An 18,460-nucleotide genomic window follows, 5' to 3' on the forward strand; every position below is an offset into this window, starting at 1 on the left:
CCTTCCCGCCCGGGCAGCGCGCCAAGGGCGTGGCCACCTGGTCCGGATTCGCCGCTGCCGGAGCCATCATCGGCATGCTCGCGGCAGGGGCCCTGCTGGAGTGGTTCTCATGGCGGTCGATCTTCATCAGCAGCGCCGCGGTCGCCCTCGTGGCCGCCGTCGCCGCCCTCCTCCTGTCGCCGAACACCAAGGACGAGCACCCCTCCCCGCCCGACGTGTCCGGGGCCGTCTCCACCGCGGTCGGGATCGGCACCCTTGTCTTCGCCATCATCGAAGGCAACGAGCGGGGCTGGACGGAACCCGCCGTGATCGCCGCCCTCGTGGTCACGGTGCTGGCCTTCACCGCGTACGCCTGGCTCGGCATGCGGCGTGAGCACCCCCTGCTCGATCCCGCCCTGTTCGGCATCCGCGGCTTCCGGGCGGGCGCGATCACCGTCCTCGTCCAGTTCATGGCCGTCTTCGGGTTCTTCTTCGTCGGCCTTCAGTACCTGCAACTCATCCTCGGCTACAGCCCGCTCAAGGCCGCCGCCGCCCTCGTACCCGTCGCCGTGGTCGTCCTGCCCACCTCCCAGGCCACCCCTCATCTGGTGCGACGCGTCGGGATGAAGGCCACCATGACCGTCGGGCTGCTCCTGCTGAGCGCCGGCCTGTTCGTCATCTCCCGGCTCGAAGTCGGCTCCGGTTACCTGCCGTTCCTGGGCGGGCTCGTCCTGGCGGGCTTCGGCATCGGCCTGTCCGGAGCCGTGGGCACCTCCGCCATCACCGGCTCGCTCGGCCGCGGCCAGCAGGGGGTCGCCTCCGCGATGAACGACACCACACGCGAGGTCGGCTCGGCCGTCGGCATCGCCCTCATGGGATCGATCTACGGCAGCCACTACCGCTCCAGCCTGCCCGACTCCCTCGACCAGCTCCCCGCCGAAGCCTCCGAGGCCGCACGCGACTCCGCCGCAGCGGGCCTGCACGTCGCCGATCAGCTCGGCGCCCGGGGCGCGGCCCTGGCGGACGGCGTCAAGTCCGCCTTCATGGACGGCCTGTCCGCCTCGCTCATCGCGGTGAGCGTCATCGTTCTCGCCGCCGCGATCGGCTGCCTGTTCCGCGCACCGCGGACCCCGCCGGCATCCGACTGAGAACCGCTCCTCCGGAGGACCTGGACAGTTGGTCACAGGTCCTGGGAGAGCTCGCGGCCGGGCGGGACGCTGTCTGGATGGATGACGGGCGCAACCCCGAGATCCGGTTCGAGTGGTCCGGTCAGGACGGGGTTGCCGTGAACGGCTGCATCGTGTTCGTGCCGCTTGGCCCCAGGAGGTTGTGGAAACCTCCCCCGGCGCCTACGAGTGGCGACGCTGAGCCGTTGAGAGGACCTCGTGCAGCCGGGGCCGGGACCGGCCGGGACAGCCCACGGCTTCGGCCGAGCCACTCCGCACCTCCAGATCCTCGCTTCTGAAGGCATTTCGTTGGGAGAGCGGACTCGCGCATCAGGCGCACAGCCCCCTGATCCGAGTGGCTTCGCAGGCACTCCGACCAGGGGGCTGCTTCAGGGCACGGCGGTCCGGCAGTGACCGGTGTCCTCAGAGCGTCAGTTCGGCAGCTCGATCGGGAGGCCGGTGACGCCCACGGCGTCCCAGGAGTTGCCGACGGCGGTGTACTCGGCGCTGTCCTCTCCGTACAGGTCCGCCGCGGCCTTGAGGGTCGCCACGCGGGCGAGCTTGTAGTTGGTGACGGCGGTCATGTACGTCGTCAGCGCCCGGTACCAGATCGCCTGCGCCTTGTCGCGGCCGATGCCGGTGACGGCGGAACCGTCGCAGGGGGGCGAGTCGTGGACGGTACCGTTGATCGTCTTCTCGCCCGAGCCCTCCGCGAGCAGGTAGTAGAAGTGGTTGCCGATACCGCTGGAGTAGTGGACGTCGACCACCTTCGCCAGCGGGCTCCAGCAGCCGAGGGAGTCGCCGTCGGAGGCCGGGTCGTCCATGCGACGGAAGCCGGTGTGCTTCTGGAGGTCGAACTGCTCGCCTATGAGGTAGTCGCCGCGATCGGTGGCGTTGTCGGCGTAGAACTCGACCATCGTGCCGAAGATGTCGGAGGTGGCCTCGTTGAGCCCGCCGGCCTCGCCGAAGTACGCGAGCCGCGCGGTGTTCTCCGTGACACCGTGGGACATCTCGTGGCCGGCGACGTCCAGTGAGGTCAGAGGACCGAACTCGACGCCGTCGCCGTCGCCGTAGGTCATCTTCTCGCCGTCCCAGAACGCGTTGACGTACTCGTGCTGGTAGTGGACACGGTTGTACGAGCCCACCGGGATGTCCCAGATGCCCTGACGCTTGTGCACGTCGTTGTAGTAGTCCCACGTGACGTCGGTGCCGTACTGGGCGTCAGCCGCCGCCGAGTCACGGGCGTCGGTCGTTCCGTCACCGAAGACCGCCGTGTCGCTGGTGACCGGCACGCCGTTCCAGCAGTAGCCCTCGGTGGAACAGAGCGGTCCGTCGCTGAGGTTGAGCATGTCGGTCGTGAAGGACCATCCGTGGGCGGGGTCCTGCATGACATAGCCCCCGGCCACCGGAACCACACCGAGTTCCACATCGCCGCCGTAGAGCGTCCTGCCCGTGGCGGGAACGCCCTGGAGGGAGCCGCCCGACGCCTCCTGACGGGCCTTCACCTCGTCGAACGCCTTGCGGTCCTGGGATTCGGTGGCATCGCCGGACGCGGCGGGGGCCTTGGAGACGTCCGTGGCACGGAGACTCCGGATCTGCTGGACGTCGCGGATGACCTTGCCGCCGGCCGCGTCGACGTAGGTCGCCAGGCGGCTCGGCGTCCCGTCGCGCTGTGTGCCCGTGGTGGTCACCTCCCACGCGAGGCGCGGCGTGCCGCCGGTCGCGTCGACGACCAGGCGCGGCTCACCGTCGGCCTGGACACCGGAGATGCCACGCAGGCCGTCCCGGGGGGCGAGTGCCTCGGCGACGGCGCGGTCGGCGGCGACGCTCGCACGGCTCGCCAGATCCAGCGGCGCGCCGAGGGTCTGCGATATGCCCTTCCACGCACCGTCGCGCTTGAGGTGGACGACGAGGTCACCCCCGAGGACCGGTATGCCCTTGTAGGTCCGGTCGAGCCGTGTGTGCGTCGTGCCGTCCGGGTCGACGAGCGTGGAGACGGCGCTGAAGCTCATACCCTTGGAGATGCGCGCGTCACGCGGGTGCTTGCCGAGTGCCTGGATCGCGGCGGCGGCGAGTTTGTCGGCGTCCTTGCCTGCCGCCAAGCCCACCACGGACACCGTCTGCTGAGCCGCACCGCTCGGACTCGGCAGCAGCGTGACGGCGCTGATTCCGGAACACAGTGCGAGCGAGATGCTGAGTCTGCGCATGGCGCGACTTCTATGCCTGTACATGTCAATCCTCGCGTACTCGAGTCGGACGGAACGCGCTCAGTCGGCAGGAGCCCACCGCCCGCGATGCGGACCGTGGCCCATCGGCCGGGGACTGCGACACCTCGCCCGCAGAGGTGAAACCCGCGGAACATCCGGCCGAGGACGATCAATCATTGATTGATCTCTCAGAACTGATCGCCTGATCAATCTAGCCAGCGCGCGGCGCCCGGGTCAATGCCGGCTGATGATTTCATCAATTGTGCGGCCGCCCCGGGAGCAGCACCTGAGTCCCGGGGCAGGGTCCGGGGCACGCCGGGCGGGCCCGGGCGGGAGCCCGACTACCATCACAGGTGACCGCACCGTCAGAAGGAGTGCCGCGGGCACTGAAGGCAGGCCGCATGATCCCCGAGGCAGACACCGCGCAGTCCGGCAGGGCGCCCGGAGGACGGACGGGCCGTCAGAGGGCACGCACGCGTGCCGCGCTCGTGTCCGCCGCACAGACCCTCCTGGCCCAGCGGCGCATCAACGTCACCATCCGGGAGATCACGGAAACCGCCGACGTCGGCTTCGGCTCCTTCTTCAACCACTTCACCTCGAAGGAAGAGCTTTTCGACGAAGCGATCCGCGTGACCCTCGCGCGTCACAGCGAGGTCCTGGACAGCCTGACGCGGGGGATCGACGATCCGGCACGTGTGCTCGCCCTGGGCATCCGCACCACCGGGCGGCTCCAGCGCGAGCAGCCCGAGATGGCCCGCGTCTTCCTTCACCAGGGCACCAGACTGCTTCTCGACGACACAGGTCTGACCTCCCGGGCCCGGGCCAATCTCGCGGCCGGCGTGAAGTCGGGGCGGTTCGTCGCCCCTCCGGACGTCGAGTTCGCCCTGATGGCCATCCTGGGAGCCCTGTTGGGTGTCGTGCAGTTCCTCGACGCGCACCCGGAGGCCGATGCCGGCGCATCGGCCGATCAGCTTGCAGAAGGCGTGCTCGCCTCACTCGGCGTGGAGCCGAGCGAGGCGCGCCGCATCGCCCGCGAACCTCTGCCTCCCGCCTTCGAGAGCTGAGGAGCACACGGCCTGCCCGGTATGCGAACCTCTACGGGAGCGAGACGAGGAGCGAGGAATGGCCGCGACGGCGGAGCCGCAACGTCGGCATGCGCGGGCGAACCGGCGGCGCATCCTGGACGCGGCCCGCGAGACCTTGAGCGCGGATCCCGATACGACCGTCGAAGACATCGCCCGCGCGGCAGGAGTCGCCCGCCGTACCCTCCAGGGACACATGGCAGGGATCGGCGTCCGCGGCCGCCACCACGGTCCTGATGGCCGCCGGGAAGAACCGCTCGGAGGCCGACGCCCCTGGTCCGACTCCTGCGCACCGAAGAGTAGGTTCCCGCCCGGCCACCCTGCTCCAGGTGTTCCGGCCGCGCACCGGCCGCCTGCCACGACAGCCCACGGCCCGTATACGACAGTGATCTACGCTGGTGCCATGTCAGAGCACGGATCGTCCCGCGCCGGGACCCGCTTCGAACGCCGCCGCGCCCAGACCCGGCGCTCCCTGATCGCCGCCGCTCGCGTCATCCTGGCCGAGGAGAACGCGCTGCCGGAGACGAGCATCCAGAAGATCGCGGAACAGGCGGACGTCGGCTTCGGCTCGTTCTTCAACCACTTCGACAGCAAGGCCGCACTGTTCGACGCGGCCGTGGCGGACGCGCTGGAGGAGTACGGGCAACTGCTGGACGATGTCACGGCCGAACTCGACGACCCAGCCGAAGTGATCGCCGCCAACGTCCGTCTGACGATCGGCATGGTGGAGACCCACCCGGAGCTGGCCAAGATCCTGCGCCACCGCGGCATGGCGCAGATGCACTCCGAGAGCGGTCTCGCACCCCGGGCCCTGCGTGACATCGAGATCGGCGTGGCGAGCGGCCGCTTCGCGGTGGACAGCCCTGACATCACGCTCTCAGCGGTGGGCGGCGCGCTGCTGGGACTGCTCGAACTCGAATCCCGCCACCCGGAGGTCGCGGGCCCCGAGACCAGCGAGCGGACCGCCGCCCTCGTCCTGCGTATGCTCGGCCTGTCTCCCGAGGACGCCGACGACGTCGCCCGGCGCCCGCTGCCCCAGGCGCCGGCGGCGCGCGCCTGAGGGGCATGCGGGCGCCCTGTCAGCTCTCCAGGCGCCTGACGAGAAGGGGGAACTGCTCTCGCGCGTTGTCCCGCTCCACCTTCAGCCGCTGGCTGGAGGTGAAGGTCTCGCCGAGCTGGGGGGCGGGATCCCCGGCGCCCGGGAACAGCTCCGCGGTGAACGGCCAGTCCGTGGCGAACAGGATGTGACCGACGCCGGTCAACTCCTTGACCGACTTCATCGACTGCGGGGCGGGGGACAAGGCGGTGTCGACGAACAGCCGCTTGTACAGCACGTTGGTGTCGTCGAGCCTGTCGGCGCCCAGCAGTTGCGCCAGTCCCACGGTCTTGGAGTAGAGCAGGCTGGTGCGGTAGGAGATGTACGGCAGCGTGCCGCCGGCGTGTGCGCCGAGCCAGCGGATCCCCGTGTAGCGCGTGTAGACCTTCTTGTAGAGCATGTTGACCAGCGCACGGGTGGTGTCGAAGGTGAACTCGTAGAGGAACGGCGGCAGGCCCAGGTCCGGATAGTGCTGCGGGGTGACCGGATGGATGAAGACCATCGCGCCCAGGTCGTCCAGCGCTTCCATCAACGGGTCGAGACGGGGGTCGCCCAGATAGACCCCGGCGTAACTGCTGAAGATGCCGATGCCGTCCAGCTTCAGTTCGTCGATCGCCCGCCTGGCCTCGGTGATGGCGTTCTCGATGTCATCCGACGTGGTCAGGTCGCCCAGGGGAAGCATTGCGAAGCCGCCGAAGCGTCGTGCCAGCTCGGCGTCCCGGGTGTGGACCAGGGTCTCGCTGATGTAGTCGTTCAGTTTCTGGGCCATCTCCATCCGCGCTTCGGGCGTCGGCAGATACTCGACACCCGGTTCGGAGACGGAGACGACCTGGGTCTGGATGCCGTAGCGGTTCATGAAGTCCACCGCCAGCTCCGGAGTCCAGGCGGGGACCGGCACCCCACCGATGTCGGTGATGTCGTGGTCGGCCAGCGACTCGCGGTAGAAGTCCGGGATGATGTGGCAGTGCACGTCGATGCGGTAGTTGCCCGCAGGCCGTGACGCCGGTGCCGCGGCCGCCGCCCTGGTGGCGGCCAGCGCGGCTGTGCCACCGATCGCTGCGGCACCGGCCGCACCGGCGGCCTTGAGTACACCTCGCCGGCCGAGCCGGTGAGAAGGGGAACGATCACTTTGGACCACGACAGCTCCTAGTCACAGGGGTTGTTGGAGTCGCACGTCGCCCTCGGACCGGACTCGGGCGAGGCGAAGCGTGCGGAACGCAGGATCACAGGACGTCTCGGCAGGACCCGGTCGAGACGGATCTCCTGTCGGCGCTGACGCGATCATCTGATCCACAGATCAGATTCGTCAATCTCAATCGGTTTTGATTTTTTCATCAGCTTGAGTAGCGTGTCGCGCATGGCTGAAGCAGCGGACGAACCCTGCACGAACCGAACCTCGCACCACGGTCGATCCGACCGCCTCTCCCGGCAGCGGGCGCGTACGCGCACCGCCCTGCTGGAGGCGGCACAGCGTCTGCTCGCCGAGCGGCACCGCGCGAACATGAGCATTCGAGAGATCACCGAAGCCGCGAACATCGGGCTGGGCACGTTCTACGGTCATTTCGCCAACAAGACGGATCTGCTCGAAGCGGCCGTGTCCATGACCCTCGAACAGCACAGCGTGCGACTGGAGTCAGCGGTTGCGCACATGGACGATTCCGCCGAAGTGTTCGCCGTGGGGGTGCGGCTGACGGGCCGTCTGCAACGCAACCATCCCCAGGTCGCGCGCATTCTGCTCCGTGTCGGCCTCCCCCGCCTGGTGTCTTCCGTCGGACTGGCGCCGCGGACCCGTGAACTCCTCCGTGCGAGCGAGGCCGCCGGCCGCCTGCGCGTCGGAGACCTCGACGTGGCACTGGCGAGTGCCGGAGGCTCCCTTCTGGGTCTGATGCAACTACTCGACGCCGAGCCGCACATGGACGCCGAGAAGGCCGGCGACCACCTCGCGGCCAATCTGCTGCGCATGTTCGGCCTGCCGCACGACGAGGCATGGGACGTGGCCACTCGTCCGCTGCCCGCACTCGGTTGAGCCTTTACTCACACACTGATGTGCGACTACGCCCATCGGGCCCTCTGAGTCGAAAGGGGTGGCGACGTGTCCACAGCCGCCACATACGAACGCCCGGAAGATCCCGCCCGCCCTCATCTCACCGGTGCGACCGCCGCCCGGTGCCAGGCGTCGGCCGCGCACGGAGACGTCCGGTGAGCCTCGGCGGTCCGGAGGGTCCGACCTCTTCGTATGCGAGCGGCGTCCATTGGGCCGGTGATGGCGGACCGGTCTACTCCGACGCCTCCGCCTGGCACACGGCACCGGCCCACAGCGAGATGGGGCGGGCTCTGGGCGGCCGCTACGAGCTGGGCCACCTGCTCGGCCGTGGCGGCATGGCCGATGTCCACCTGGCTCACGACGCGCGCCTCGACCGCTCCGTCGCCGTGAAGACACTGCGCTCCGACCTGGCCCAGGACCCTGAGTTCCAGGCACGGTTCCGTCGCGAGGCGCAGTCCGCCGCGTCACTGAACCATCCGGCCATCGCCGCGGTCTACGACACCGGCGAGGACGTGCCGTACGACGGGCTGGTCGGCGGAACGGCGCCGCACGGGGGCCTTTCCCTGCCGTACATCGTGATGGAGTACATCGACGGGTTCACCCTGTCCGAACTCCTGCGCTCCGGACGGACATTGAGTCCCCAGCATGTCCTGGAGACCGCCCTCGACGTACTCCGGGCGCTGGAGCACGCGCACCGCAGCGGCATCGTGCACCGGGACATCAAACCCGCCAACGTCATGCTGACCCATGCCGGTCAGGTCAAGGTCATGGACTTCGGGATCGCCCGCGACGTCCGCGACGTCGGCCTGACGCAGACGTCGGTCGTCGTCGGAACCGCACAGTACCTCTCCCCGGAACAGGCCATGGGGCTGGAGGCCGACGCCCGTTCCGACCTGTACTCCCTCGGCTGCCTGCTGTACGAACTGCTCACGTTCCGGCCTCCGTTCACCGGCGACTCCCCGATGGCGGTGATGTACCAGCATGTGCAGGAGGCGCCCCGGCCACCGAGCCACCACAACCCGGCGGTCACCCCCGAGACGGACGCTCTCGTCCTGCGGGCCCTGGCCAAGCAACCCGAGTTGCGGCCCCAGTCCGCCGACGAGATGCGTGCCGAGGTCGAGTTCTGCCTGGGAGGAGGCCCGTCCCCCGTCACCGCCGCGTTCCCTTCGGTGACGGACGAGGACGGTGAAGGGCGAGGGTTCGCGGACGACATGGATCTCGCCGACGACATGGATGAGGAGCCGACGAACGGAAGCGACAAGAAGGCCGCGGTTCTGCTCGGCACGGCGGCCCTCCTCGTGGTCGCCGGCGCGCTGCTGATCGGCTGGCTGATGTTCGGGGGCCACCGCGGAGCCGACACCGCGACGGTGCCGGATCTCGTCAGTGAGACGCTCGACGACGCGCGCATCGCGGCGGACAACGTCGGCCTGACCGTCACCGTCGACAAGAGCGCGCCCTGCGAGGACCAGCCCAAGGACCACATTTGCAGCCAGACCCCGGAGAGCGGAGAGGTCGACAAGGGGACGGCGATCCATGTCGTGGTCTCCACCGGCTCCCCGAAGATCGAGGTCCCGGACATCACGGACAAGGACGAGGACGACGCGTCCCGAATCCTGGAGGACAAGGGCTTCAAGGTGAAGACCAGACACGTCGAATCCGAGGAGGACGCCGGAACGGTGCTGGAACAGGATCCGGCAGGCGGCCGAAAAGCCGAGAAGGGCACCGAGATCACCCTCACCGTGGCCAAGGCGTCCGACAGGTCCACCGTGCCGGACCTCACCGGCAAGACCGTCACCGAGGCCGAGCGGTTGCTCACCGAACACGACCTCACCCTGGGCGGCACGACCGAGGTCGAGGCGGACGAGGGAACGGAAGCCGGAACGGTCGTCGGACAGAGCATCCGGCAAGGCACCGAGGTCGAGCCGGGTTCCTCGGTCGACATCGAGGTGGCCAAGCGCGTGGAGACGGTCCGGATACCCGCCGGCATCGTGGGCAAGACCCTGGCCGAGGCACGGAGCGACCTGCGATCCCTCGGGCTCCAGGTCAGTGTCGCCTCCGACTCGTCCAGCGCGTCGGATGCGGTCGTGACCTCGACCATTCCGCAGGCCGGCACCGAGGTGGCCGCGGGAAGCACGGTGACGGTCGTCACCGAGGCACCCTCGGACGAGGCGAGCACCACCCCGTCGGACCCGAGCACGCCGCCCGCCGACGAACCGGCCGCGATCACGACAGCGAGGTGAGCGGGCCGGGATCCGCGGGGAGGGGCTGTTCGGTCCAGATGGTCTTTCCGCTCCGGGCGTAGCGGCTGCCCCAGCGGGGGGTGAGCTGGGCGACGAGGAACAGACCTCGGCCCCCTTCGTCGGACCAACGGGCCCGGCGCAGCCGTGGCTGGGTGTTGCTGGGATCGTCGACCTCACAGACCAGCACGTTCTCCCGGATGAGGCGCAGACCGACGGGGCCGCCCGCGTACCGGATGGCGTTGGTGACGAGTTCACTGACGACCAGCTCGGTGGTGAAGGACATCTCCTCCAGTCCCCACGCGGCCAACTGCCCGGCCACCGCCTGGCGGGCGGCGGCGACGACGGACTCGTCCGCGGGGAATTCCCAGGACGCGGTGTTCTCCGGCGCGATGGCACGCGTGCGCGCCAGGAGCAGGGTCATGTCGTCGCGGGCCGGAGCATCGCCCAGGCTCCGCAGAAGCTCGTGCCCCACGCCGTCCAGAGCACGGCCGGGGCCGGCGAACCGCGCGAGACGGTCGGCCAGCCGCCGCAGACCGGCGTCGGGATCGTGGTCGTCGCGGTTGATGACGCCCTTGGTGTACACCGTGATGACACTGCCGGGCTCGACCTCGAACGTGGTCGCCTCGAACGGCATCCCGCCCACACCGAGCAACGGTCCGGGCGAGATCTCGACGGGTCCGACCGTGCCGTCGGGCCGGACCACGAGGGGCGGTGGGTGTCCGGCGCCGGCCAGAGTGCACCGGCAGGTGACGGGGTCGTAGACGGCGTACAGGCAGCTCGCGCCGACGGTGTCCCCCGGGTCGGGCGCCTCGTCCTGGAGCTGCTGGACGAGGTCGTCGAGGTGGGTGAGGAGTTCGTCCGGGTCGAGTTCCAGGTCGGCCAGCGTGTCGACGGCCGTGCGCAGCCGGCCCATGGTGGCGGTGGCGTGCAGCCCGTGCCCGGTGACGTCACCCGCGACGAGGGCGATACGGAAGGACGGGAGGGCGATGACGTCGTACCAGTCGCCGCCGATCTCCGCTCCGCCTCCCGCGGGCACGTAGAAGCCCACGGTCTCCGCCGCGGGGGTGTCGGTGGTGGCTGCGGGGAGAAGGCGCTGTTGCAGGGCGACGGCCGCCCGGTGCTCGCGTGTGTAACGGCGGGCGTTGTCCACGCCGAGTGCGGCCCTGGACGCTGTCTCCGTCAGCAGGTCGGCGTCCTCCTGGCCGAAGGGGTCGGGCCGGTGGGTGCGCCAGACGACCACGGTGCCGAGGACGAGGCCACGGGCGAACAGCGGAGCCGCGATCGCCGAGTGGCCGTGCTCGGGGACGAACAGATGAGCCAGCTCCGTGTGCCCCTCGGCTGCGGCGATCACGCTGTCCCGGTCCGGCAGGAGGACGGTCTCGCCCTGCCCGATTCTCCGGAGAAGGGCGACGTCCGGCAGCGCTGGCGGAACCGCGCCCGCGGCCGGGAGACCGGTGGGCCAGCCGTCACCCGGCGGGGCCACGCCGATCCGGCGCAGATTCCACCGCCCCGGGCCGAACATCTTCGGAGGCTCGTCCCCCTCGAGCACGGCCTCGGACAGGGGCACCCAGGCCACGTCACCGAGGGCCGGCACGAGGACGTCCGCCAGCTCCTGCGCGGTGCGTGCCACGTCCAGCGTGGCACCGATGCCCGCTCCCGCCCTGGTCAGCAGTTCCCGGCGCCGCTCGGCCCGGTAGCCGTCCGTGATGTCCACGTACGTCTGGCCCATGGCGAGGAAACGGTCGGCCGGGTCGGTCAGCCGGAACGTGGACAGCGACCACATCCGGTCGCTGTCCGGACCGGTCGGGGGGCTCCCGCGCACCGAGAGGCCGAGGACGGGCTCACCGGTTTCCCGTACCTGCCGGAGAACCCGGTCGATCGTCTCGGAGTCGATGTGGGAGATGTCCTCGTCGGCGTGCCGGCCGATGAGCTGGTTTCCTGGGCGGTTGAGGATGCGCTCCGCCGCTCGATTCAGCAACCGGTACCGCAACTCGCCGTCCATGATCACGATGGGGACGGGGTACTGCTCGAACAGGGCCCGCATCGTCGCCCGGTCGCTGTTTTCCCGCTCGATCCGCCGCGCGTCCTCTGCGGAGACCGACCATCCAGCCCGGCCTTCCCGGTCCGTGAGCGGACGCACGCGCAGCGCGACGCTCACCTCGTGCCCGTCTCGGTGACGCAGGGCGAGAACGCCGTCCCAGCTCTGCCGGCCGGCCTCAGGCCGGTCGCGCCCGGCCAGCGCAGCTTCACGGTTCCGCCGCGTGGTCAGCAGCTCCATTGCCGGTGTGCCGCAGACTTCCCTTGCCGGGTATCCAAGGAGGGTTTCCGCCTCCGCACTCCACATCTGGACGGTACCCGCCTGATCCACGCAAGCAGTGGCGGAACAGGGCTCCGGCGGCGGGCCTTCTTCTCCCGAGCCGGCCCCCTTGGCGTTCACGGGTCCGCTCATCGGCATCAGTCCATTCCCGGCCTCGCCCCCTGGCCATCATAGGAGAAGCGGGCATTCGGTACGTCCTGAACGCCGAGAGCAAGGCGTCTCGGCTCACCGCGCATCGGTCCTCCCACGACACCGCACGACTCGGGTGATCCCGTTCTTGTCAGTGAGGCTTCGCGCACCGGCTCTCGCCGCGCTCGGGCCACGCCGGAGCACGATCGACATGACCACGCTGACGATCAGCAGCGCCGCGGCGAGGACAAAGAAGGCGACGGAGAACTCCACCCCACACCAGCATGCCGACAGCCACGGTGGCCACGATGGCGAGCGCTGCGGCCCCCGCCTCCGCGTGAAGGGGGTACAGGCGGTCGGGGAACTCTGACGGGTTCGGCGGGTCCAAGGGGTACGCGGCACTCTTTCAGCAGACCGTCGGCGTGGCGAGTGAAGGTGTCCTTTTGAGGTCCGCTCCGTCCCAGAGAGCCTCCAGGTGCGCATCGAGCACGTCCAGGGCGGTCTGGTCGGCGTGCGGAGACATTCCGCCACTCTAGACCCGCCCCGGGGCGCCAACGACTTGGGCCTGTCATAGGAATTGCACGAGCGAGGGTCTATTCGTAATTAACAGCCCAACTCGGCGGCGCGAATATTAGGAACAGTCCTATACCTTTCCCCGACAAACAATGACCTGCTAGGAATGCCCCCGGCGGAAAGTCCGCCATAGGGAGGGTTCCGTGAAAGAATTACGAATTACCGCATATATAGCTGTCCTTTTACTCGCCGTCGGCGTAACACTCTCCGGGGCGGCCACGCAGGCGGCCGCGGCGACCGGTGGATACGTGGCGCTCGGCGACTCGTACTCCTCCGGAGTCGGAGCGAAGAACTACATTGCCGTCAGCGGTCGTTGTCAGCGCAGCACCAACGCGTATCCGCACCTGTGGAACGCCGGCCGGAGCTACTCCTCGTTCGCCTTCAACGCCTGCTCGGGCGCCAGGACCGACGACGTACTCGCGGACCAGCTCGGTTCGCTCGACTCCGGCACCGCCATGGTCACCATGACGATCGGCGGCAACGACGCGGGGTTCTCCGACGTCATGAGGACGTGCATCCTCAGCATCCGACGCGTCTGCCACGACCGGGTCATGCGCGTGTATCCGTACATCGCCTCGGTCCTTCCCGCCAAGTTCGACAGGCTGTACTCGGCCATCAAGGCGAAGGCCCCGAACGCCAAGGTCGTGGTGCTCAACTATCCCAAGCCCTACGAACTGAACAACGGCTTCTGCATCGGTCTCACCTACGGCAGTCGCTTCGACCTCAACTCGGCGACCGACGCGCTGAACGGCTTGATCGCGCAGAAGGCCAAGCAGTACGGCTTCTCGGTCGGCGACGCGGACACCGCCTTCAGCAACCACCGGATCTGCGACGACGATTCGTGGCTGCACGCCCTCAACTTCGCCGACACCAGCGTGTCGTACCACCCGAAGCCGGCGGGACAGCGGGCGTATCTGAAGGCACTCGCTTCGGCCTGACCCCGCGATGACGGCCCCGTGGCTCAGTCCGCTTCGGCGACTTCGCCGAGGAACGCCCGCATGGTGCGCTCCGCCAAGTCGGGGTTCCGTTCTCGTACCGCTTCGAAGACACCGTAAAGGTGAGGAAGGAAGGCATCGTTCCGCGCGAGCACGCGTTGGCTGAGCTGGTCGCCGAAGGACATGCCAAGGGTGACGACCGCTCCGACGCGTTCGAGGATCTCGTTGCGGGCGGCCGTCAACAGGGCGCGGCGGAAGCCCTGGTAGGCATGTGCGGCCTCGGCAGCCTGTTCCAGGACATCGACGTTCTGGACGCGGGCCAAGGCAGACTGCATCGCCGCCAGATCCGTGTCCGTGCGACGTATCGCGGCAAGACGCGCGGCGCCGGGTTCCACGATGCGGTGGAGTTCGCCGAGACTGCGCAGCAGAGCCTGGTGGTCGGGGGCAGCGACGCCGCTGTCCCCGAACCGCCAGCGCAGCACGTCGGTGTCGAGGAGGTTCCAGTCGCCCCGGGGCCGTACGTAGGTGCCCCGCCGCTGGCGGGCGTCGACCATTCCCTTGGCCGCGAGAACCTTCAGGGACTCACGCAGAGCGGTCAGGCTGACGCCCAGTTCGTTGCGCAGGGCCACGATGTCGAGGGTCGTTCCCTCGGGGATCTGACCGCTCAGCACGCGGTGAGCGAGTGCCTCGACGGTCCGGCCGTGCACTCCACGGCGCCCGTAAGCCTGCACCTCTCCTACCTCACTCACTCTCGCCCCGCGGCATAGTTCGATTCGACTTCATAATTCATAATTAACTTTCCCGTACGGCAATGAACAGATGCCATCACCTGCACAACTCAACTGCCTCACACGCCGCGTCGGCAAGCCCGTCCCGTGATCGACATGGCCCGGGAACTACCTATTTCCGGCACTACCCAGGTATACGGGGTGCGCCACCCATCAGGGCACCGGCGCATACTCACCCTGTTCTCGCCATATACCTATTGATTCCGGAACCGTATTCTCCGAATTATTGAGAACAGTCGCGTACATGCCACTCAGCCGCTATGGTTCAGCCGTCAAAAGCGACTCACGCAAACAGTAATTAAGAAAATTCGAGGTGAGTATCGATGAAACTGCGGCACTCCGCGGCCTGGGTGAGTTTCACCGCGGCTGCGCTGATGGCGACCTCCGCCTGTGCGGGGTCCGGAGCGGCGACCGCGGGCAAGGCCGTGGACGACATCGACATGGCGGCGTTGTCCCGGACGACGGTCAAGACGGAGAACCGCGGCTCCGCCCAGGTCACCATGGTCACTGACAACGGGACCGGCCCAGTGACCATGGAGGGCACCTACTCCTGGGGCAGTGGCGTCGCCTTCGACGTCAAGGTGGACGCCAAGGCCGTCCAGATGCAGGCGCTGACGAAGTCCGCGAAGATCCGCATGCTTCTCGTCGGCGGCAACTACTACTACGACATCGATCCTCAGCCGTCCGGCCCCCTCAAGGGCAAGGAGTGGATGAAGATCGACGGCTCGGCCGTCAAGAGCGGCCTGGGCTTCGGCGGAGGCAGTGGTGACCCCCTGGCCTACATCAAGAGCCTCAGGGACTCGGGCAGCGTCAAGGATCTCGGCAAGGAGATCATCAACGGGCAGAGCACGACCCACTACCGCGCCGTCATCCAGCCCGCCGGCGCCAACGGCACGGTGACGATGGACCTTTGGGTGAACGCCCAGGACCTCCCGGTCCGCACGAAGCAGTCGTCCGCCTCCGCGTCCGTCACGACGACGTACCGGACGTTCGGTGCGACGGCCTCGATCAAGGCGCCGCCGGCAGCGGAGACCGGCAACCTCACCAAGGAGGTGAAGAAGCTCCAGCAGCAACAGGGCTGAGCCCGCCAGGAACAGCGCGGTGCCCCGCACCCTCCCTCGGAGGGTGCGGGGCACCGCGCTGTTCCGGTTGCGTGACTCACCTCAGTGACAGCACATCAGCGCGTGCTTCACACCGCTCGTTCCGGGTAACCGAACGCGACATGGGTTGAGATTGAGTGGCCACTCGATGTATTCATAATTATTGCCGGTGGTGTCCGGCGTCCAGCGGCACGTCGTTCCAGGAAGGGTGACAGGCACTGTGTCCGAGAACCAGGAGAGCACTGCCAACCTCAAGCCGCTCTACGCGGCCCGGTTGGCCGAGGACCTGGAACGCAACACTCAGGAACAGGAACACCTCGCCAACGAGGTGATCGCCCTCAACCGGAAGATCGAGGCTCTCCGGCAGAACCAGATTCTGCTGCTCAACATGCAGCGGGCCCTCACCGGTACGCACACCGCCGACGACGGAACCTCGTCCCCCGAACCCCCGGCCGCCGTGCCGCAGCAGGCCGACGACGCCCCTACGGGGCACGGCGCCACCCCCACCCTCCGCCACCTGGTCGTCAGTTATCTCAGCGAGGAGGGTGCGCCTCGTTCGGCCCTCGAAGTCACCGCCGCCTTGGCGGAGGCTCACAAGAACCGGCCCGTCAAGATCACTGTGGTGCGCAGCACCCTGGAGGCCATGGTGGCCAAGGGGCATGTCCGACGTACCAGGCAGGGAAGGTCCGTCTACTACACCACGACCGCTGCCGCGGCCGCGTCGACCGGCAGTGAACCCGCCACGGTCTGACCGGGCAGGGTCTCTGTCCGGCGGACTCGGTGTGCCGACACAGAGCAGTGAGCGGTCTGTGGCTCCGATGTGGGGAATCGGCGCCACAGACCGCTCGTCGGACATGCTCGCCTCGCATGTCCGCAGGACATGGGAGTTGCTGACGCCCGTTGAACTGCTCAGCTCGGACACGACCGTCGTGGTCCCGTCACGACCTGAGTGACTACCAGGTGCAGCAGGAAGAACAGGTGCAGTTTCCACCACCACACGTGGTGCTCGCACCCGGCGCCACCTGGACGAACGCACCACCGGTGGCGGTGCTCCCGACCTGACTGGAGTAACTCAACATAGTTCCTTCACCTCCACTCCGCGAGGATGAGGGCCGTTGCCCGGTTACTGACTGGTTCAGAGCTTAGCAGTCAGCTAGTTGACTTGGAATAGATCACAACAGGTCATGGACACAGTTGAATTAAGCCCGCATGCATCCAATTTCGGAGTCAATATTGACTCAACCTCAGCACACTGTCGGGCAGTTGGCGGCTCGCCGGGGCCACCCGGCCACGAGGGGCGGCCACCCACCGCGTACCCGGCAGCGGTTCGATCCGTTCACAGCGCCAGCCGGCCGTCTCGAAGGCTTCGAGATCGGCGAGTCCACGCATCTCCAGGGGTGTTCCGGCGATCCGGGAGGCGCGGGCGAGGCTCTCGGCCGAGGGCACGGAGAGGACGTCGCATATCCAGCTCGTTCCCGTTCCCAGCCGCGCCACGGCGGCGGCGAGCGCGCCGACGGCGTCGTGCGACAGGTAGGTCAGGAGCCCCTCCGCCAGCACGACACAGCGTCTCCCCGCGGTACGTGACATCAGCAGGTCGACCATCGTCTCGGCATCACGGAGGTCGCCTCGCAGCCGTTCCAGAGGGGCGGTGCAGTCAGCCGGTGGCAGAAGCCGGTCCTTCAGGTCGAGCACCGGCGCGGAGTCGATCTCGATGACCCGGCAGTGCTGCGGCCAGTCCATCCGGTACGGCCGTGCGTCGAATCCCGCCCCGAGGTTGACGCATGCCTCCACCCCGCCGTGCGCGAACAGTTCGGCCAGCAGGCGGTCGACCAGGACCGTGCGCGCCATCACCACCGCGGTGCCCGCGGTGTGCCGGGTGATCCCGTGGATGGCCGGGGGGCACAGGGCCGCGAAGCGGGCCGCGTACGGGTCGTGGAAGTCCTGGGCCGGGTCGGTCGTGGCCTGCGCCCTCGCGTCCGCGGTGAGGAACGCGGTGGCGGCGGTCGTCGTCACCGGGACGCCGTCGGACGGCACGCAGTCGTACGGCACGGCGTCTACTCCCACCGGAACAGCCGTACGGCGAGGATCCCGGCGAGCGCCAGCAGGCCGGCCAGTACTCCCACGTCCAGCATCACGTTCGTGCCGCTGCCGAGCCAGGCGTGCTGGAGGAGTTCCACCGCGTAGGTGGCGGGCAGGACGTCACTGACCCGCTTCATGACGGTGGGGAAGATCTGGAGCGGGATGGTCGCTCCCGACAGGAAGATCATCGGGAAGTAGACCAGATTCGCCACGGCCGTCGCCGCCCGTTCCGACGGCGCGACCGCGGCGACGACGCCGCCCACCGCGTACATCGCGAGCGTGGCGAGGACGAGCGAGGCCACGACGGCTGCCGCGGCACCCGTCGACCCGGGGAGGTGGAGTCCGAAGAAGAGATACCCGGTCAGGACGAGCAGGGCCGCGCCCAGCAGGCTGAGCGCCATGTTGACCAGGCCCTGGGCGACGAGCAGGGCGGCCGGTCCCAGGGGGGTCGCGCGGAAGCGTTTGAGCACTTTGCGGTCCCGGTACTCGGCCAGTCCGAGCGGAAAGCTCATCAGGCCGGTGACCGAGACCACCATGACCAGATAGGCCGGCACCGCCATGTCGACCGTGCCCCGCCCGCCGAGGAGGGCGGAGGGCTCATTGCCGTAGATCCCGCCGAACATGCACAGCATCAGGACCGGGAAACCGAGCGCGAAGAAGACCGGAGCGAAGTTGCGCGTCATCCGCCGCGCCTCGAATCCGACGACCTTCCAGAGCAGTGTCAT

Annotated in this window: 16 protein-coding genes; 10 read left to right on the forward strand and 6 right to left on the reverse strand. The window is 68.5% G+C overall.

Annotated elements, in window-relative coordinates; all coding sequences use genetic code 11:
• Positions 1-1,127: MFS transporter (locus G6W55_RS15555; RefSeq protein WP_175521435.1), on the forward strand; the 1,127-nt coding region annotated here is incomplete at its 5' end.
• Between the two features lie 41 nt (positions 1,128-1,168).
• Positions 1,169-1,444, forward strand: coding sequence for a hypothetical protein (locus G6W55_RS38670; RefSeq protein ID WP_254876281.1), 276 nt, complete (start codon positions 1,169-1,171; stop codon positions 1,442-1,444).
• A gap of 132 nt (positions 1,445-1,576) precedes the next feature.
• On the opposite strand, the gene G6W55_RS15560 is transcribed toward G6W55_RS38670, so the two are convergent.
• Entirely contained in the window at positions 1,577-3,352 is a 1,776-nt protein-coding gene (locus G6W55_RS15560) for a M4 family metallopeptidase (RefSeq protein ID WP_175521436.1), read from the reverse strand.
• 401 nt (positions 3,353-3,753) lie between these two features.
• On the opposite strand from G6W55_RS15560, the gene G6W55_RS15565 reads away from it, so the two are divergent.
• Both G6W55_RS15565 and G6W55_RS15570 read left to right on the forward strand, forming a co-directional pair.
• Entirely contained in the window at positions 3,754-4,416 is a 663-nt protein-coding gene (locus G6W55_RS15565) for a TetR/AcrR family transcriptional regulator (RefSeq protein WP_175521437.1), read from the forward strand.
• A 421-nt stretch (positions 4,417-4,837) separates the two neighbouring features.
• Positions 4,838-5,494 (forward strand): TetR/AcrR family transcriptional regulator, encoded by a 657-nt coding sequence (locus G6W55_RS15570; RefSeq protein WP_175521438.1) that lies wholly within the window; start codon positions 4,838-4,840, stop codon positions 5,492-5,494.
• Positions 5,495-5,513: 19 nt separating this feature from the next.
• Here G6W55_RS15570 and G6W55_RS15575 read toward each other — a convergent pair whose 3' ends face one another.
• A complete protein-coding gene (locus G6W55_RS15575; RefSeq protein ID WP_175521439.1) occupies positions 5,514-6,668 on the reverse strand; it encodes an amidohydrolase family protein in 1,155 nt (384 codons plus the stop codon).
• Positions 6,669-6,887: 219 nt separating this feature from the next.
• Between G6W55_RS15575 and G6W55_RS15580 the strand changes: the two genes are divergently transcribed.
• Positions 6,888-7,556 carry a TetR/AcrR family transcriptional regulator gene (locus tag G6W55_RS15580; RefSeq protein ID WP_175521440.1) on the forward strand — a complete coding sequence of 223 codons (669 nt, stop codon included), beginning with the start codon at positions 6,888-6,890 and terminating at the stop codon, positions 7,554-7,556.
• A gap of 173 nt (positions 7,557-7,729) precedes the next feature.
• Positions 7,730-9,814: a Stk1 family PASTA domain-containing Ser/Thr kinase gene (pknB, locus tag G6W55_RS15585; protein WP_309243722.1), complete on the forward strand. Its 2,085-nt coding sequence runs from the start codon at positions 7,730-7,732 to the stop codon at positions 9,812-9,814.
• Here the strand turns inward: pknB and G6W55_RS15590 are convergent.
• Positions 9,798-12,251, reverse strand: a complete 2,454-nt coding sequence (locus G6W55_RS15590) for a SpoIIE family protein phosphatase (RefSeq protein WP_309243735.1) — start codon at positions 12,249-12,251, stop codon at positions 9,798-9,800. The two genes, pknB and G6W55_RS15590, sit on opposite strands and share 17 nt — an antisense overlap.
• Before the next feature lie 220 nt (positions 12,252-12,471).
• Between G6W55_RS15590 and G6W55_RS15595 the strand changes: the two genes are divergently transcribed.
• Both G6W55_RS15595 and G6W55_RS15600 read left to right on the forward strand, forming a co-directional pair.
• Positions 12,472-12,630 (forward strand): hypothetical protein, encoded by a 159-nt coding sequence (locus tag G6W55_RS15595; RefSeq protein ID WP_175521442.1) that lies wholly within the window; start codon positions 12,472-12,474, stop codon positions 12,628-12,630.
• Between the two features lie 346 nt (positions 12,631-12,976).
• Entirely contained in the window at positions 12,977-13,771 is a 795-nt protein-coding gene (locus G6W55_RS15600; protein WP_175521443.1) for an SGNH/GDSL hydrolase family protein, read from the forward strand.
• A 23-nt stretch (positions 13,772-13,794) separates the two neighbouring features.
• Here the strand turns inward: G6W55_RS15600 and G6W55_RS15605 are convergent, their stop codons facing one another.
• The gene (locus tag G6W55_RS15605) at positions 13,795-14,439 is read right to left on the reverse strand and encodes a FadR/GntR family transcriptional regulator (RefSeq protein WP_375372453.1); all 645 of its coding nucleotides are present in this window, start codon (positions 14,437-14,439) and stop codon (positions 13,795-13,797) included.
• 440 nt (positions 14,440-14,879) lie between these two features.
• On the opposite strand from G6W55_RS15605, the gene G6W55_RS15610 reads away from it, so the two are divergent.
• Complete coding sequence (locus tag G6W55_RS15610; RefSeq protein WP_175521444.1) at positions 14,880-15,638, forward strand: hypothetical protein; 759 nt, start codon at positions 14,880-14,882, stop codon at positions 15,636-15,638.
• 238 nt (positions 15,639-15,876) lie between these two features.
• Positions 15,877-16,407, forward strand: coding sequence for a BlaI/MecI/CopY family transcriptional regulator (locus G6W55_RS15615; protein ID WP_175521445.1), 531 nt, complete (start codon positions 15,877-15,879; stop codon positions 16,405-16,407).
• Positions 16,408-16,883: 476 nt separating this feature from the next.
• On the opposite strand, the gene G6W55_RS15620 is transcribed toward G6W55_RS15615, so the two are convergent.
• Both G6W55_RS15620 and G6W55_RS15625 read right to left on the reverse strand, forming a co-directional pair.
• Positions 16,884-17,720, reverse strand: a complete 837-nt coding sequence (locus G6W55_RS15620; RefSeq protein WP_175521446.1) for a class I SAM-dependent methyltransferase — start codon at positions 17,718-17,720, stop codon at positions 16,884-16,886.
• Positions 17,711-18,460 (reverse strand): ABC transporter permease, encoded by a 750-nt coding sequence (locus G6W55_RS15625; protein ID WP_175521447.1) that lies wholly within the window; start codon positions 18,458-18,460, stop codon positions 17,711-17,713. The genes G6W55_RS15620 and G6W55_RS15625 overlap by 10 nt, the downstream gene beginning before the upstream one ends.

This window comes from Streptomyces sp. CAI-85 (genome assembly GCF_013363615.1).
Taxonomy (GTDB): domain Bacteria; phylum Actinomycetota; class Actinomycetes; order Streptomycetales; family Streptomycetaceae; genus Streptomyces; species Streptomyces antibioticus_B.

Excerpts from the sequence above, each read along its gene's own strand:
- G6W55_RS15560 (WP_175521436.1), bottom strand. The coding sequence starts at position 3,352 with ATGCGCAGACTCAGCATCTCGCTCGCACTGTGTTCCGGAATCAGCGCC.
- G6W55_RS15565 (WP_175521437.1), top strand. The coding sequence starts at position 3,754 with ATGATCCCCGAGGCAGACACCGCGCAGTCCGGCAGGGCGCCCGGAGGA.
- G6W55_RS15570 (WP_175521438.1), top strand. The coding sequence starts at position 4,838 with ATGTCAGAGCACGGATCGTCCCGCGCCGGGACCCGCTTCGAACGCCGC.
- G6W55_RS15580 (WP_175521440.1), top strand. The coding sequence starts at position 6,888 with ATGGCTGAAGCAGCGGACGAACCCTGCACGAACCGAACCTCGCACCAC.
- G6W55_RS15595 (WP_175521442.1), top strand. The coding sequence starts at position 12,472 with ATGACCACGCTGACGATCAGCAGCGCCGCGGCGAGGACAAAGAAGGCG.
- G6W55_RS15610 (WP_175521444.1), top strand. The coding sequence starts at position 14,880 with ATGAAACTGCGGCACTCCGCGGCCTGGGTGAGTTTCACCGCGGCTGCG.
- G6W55_RS15625 (WP_175521447.1), bottom strand. The coding sequence starts at position 18,460 with ATGACACTGCTCTGGAAGGTCGTCGGATTCGAGGCGCGGCGGATGACG.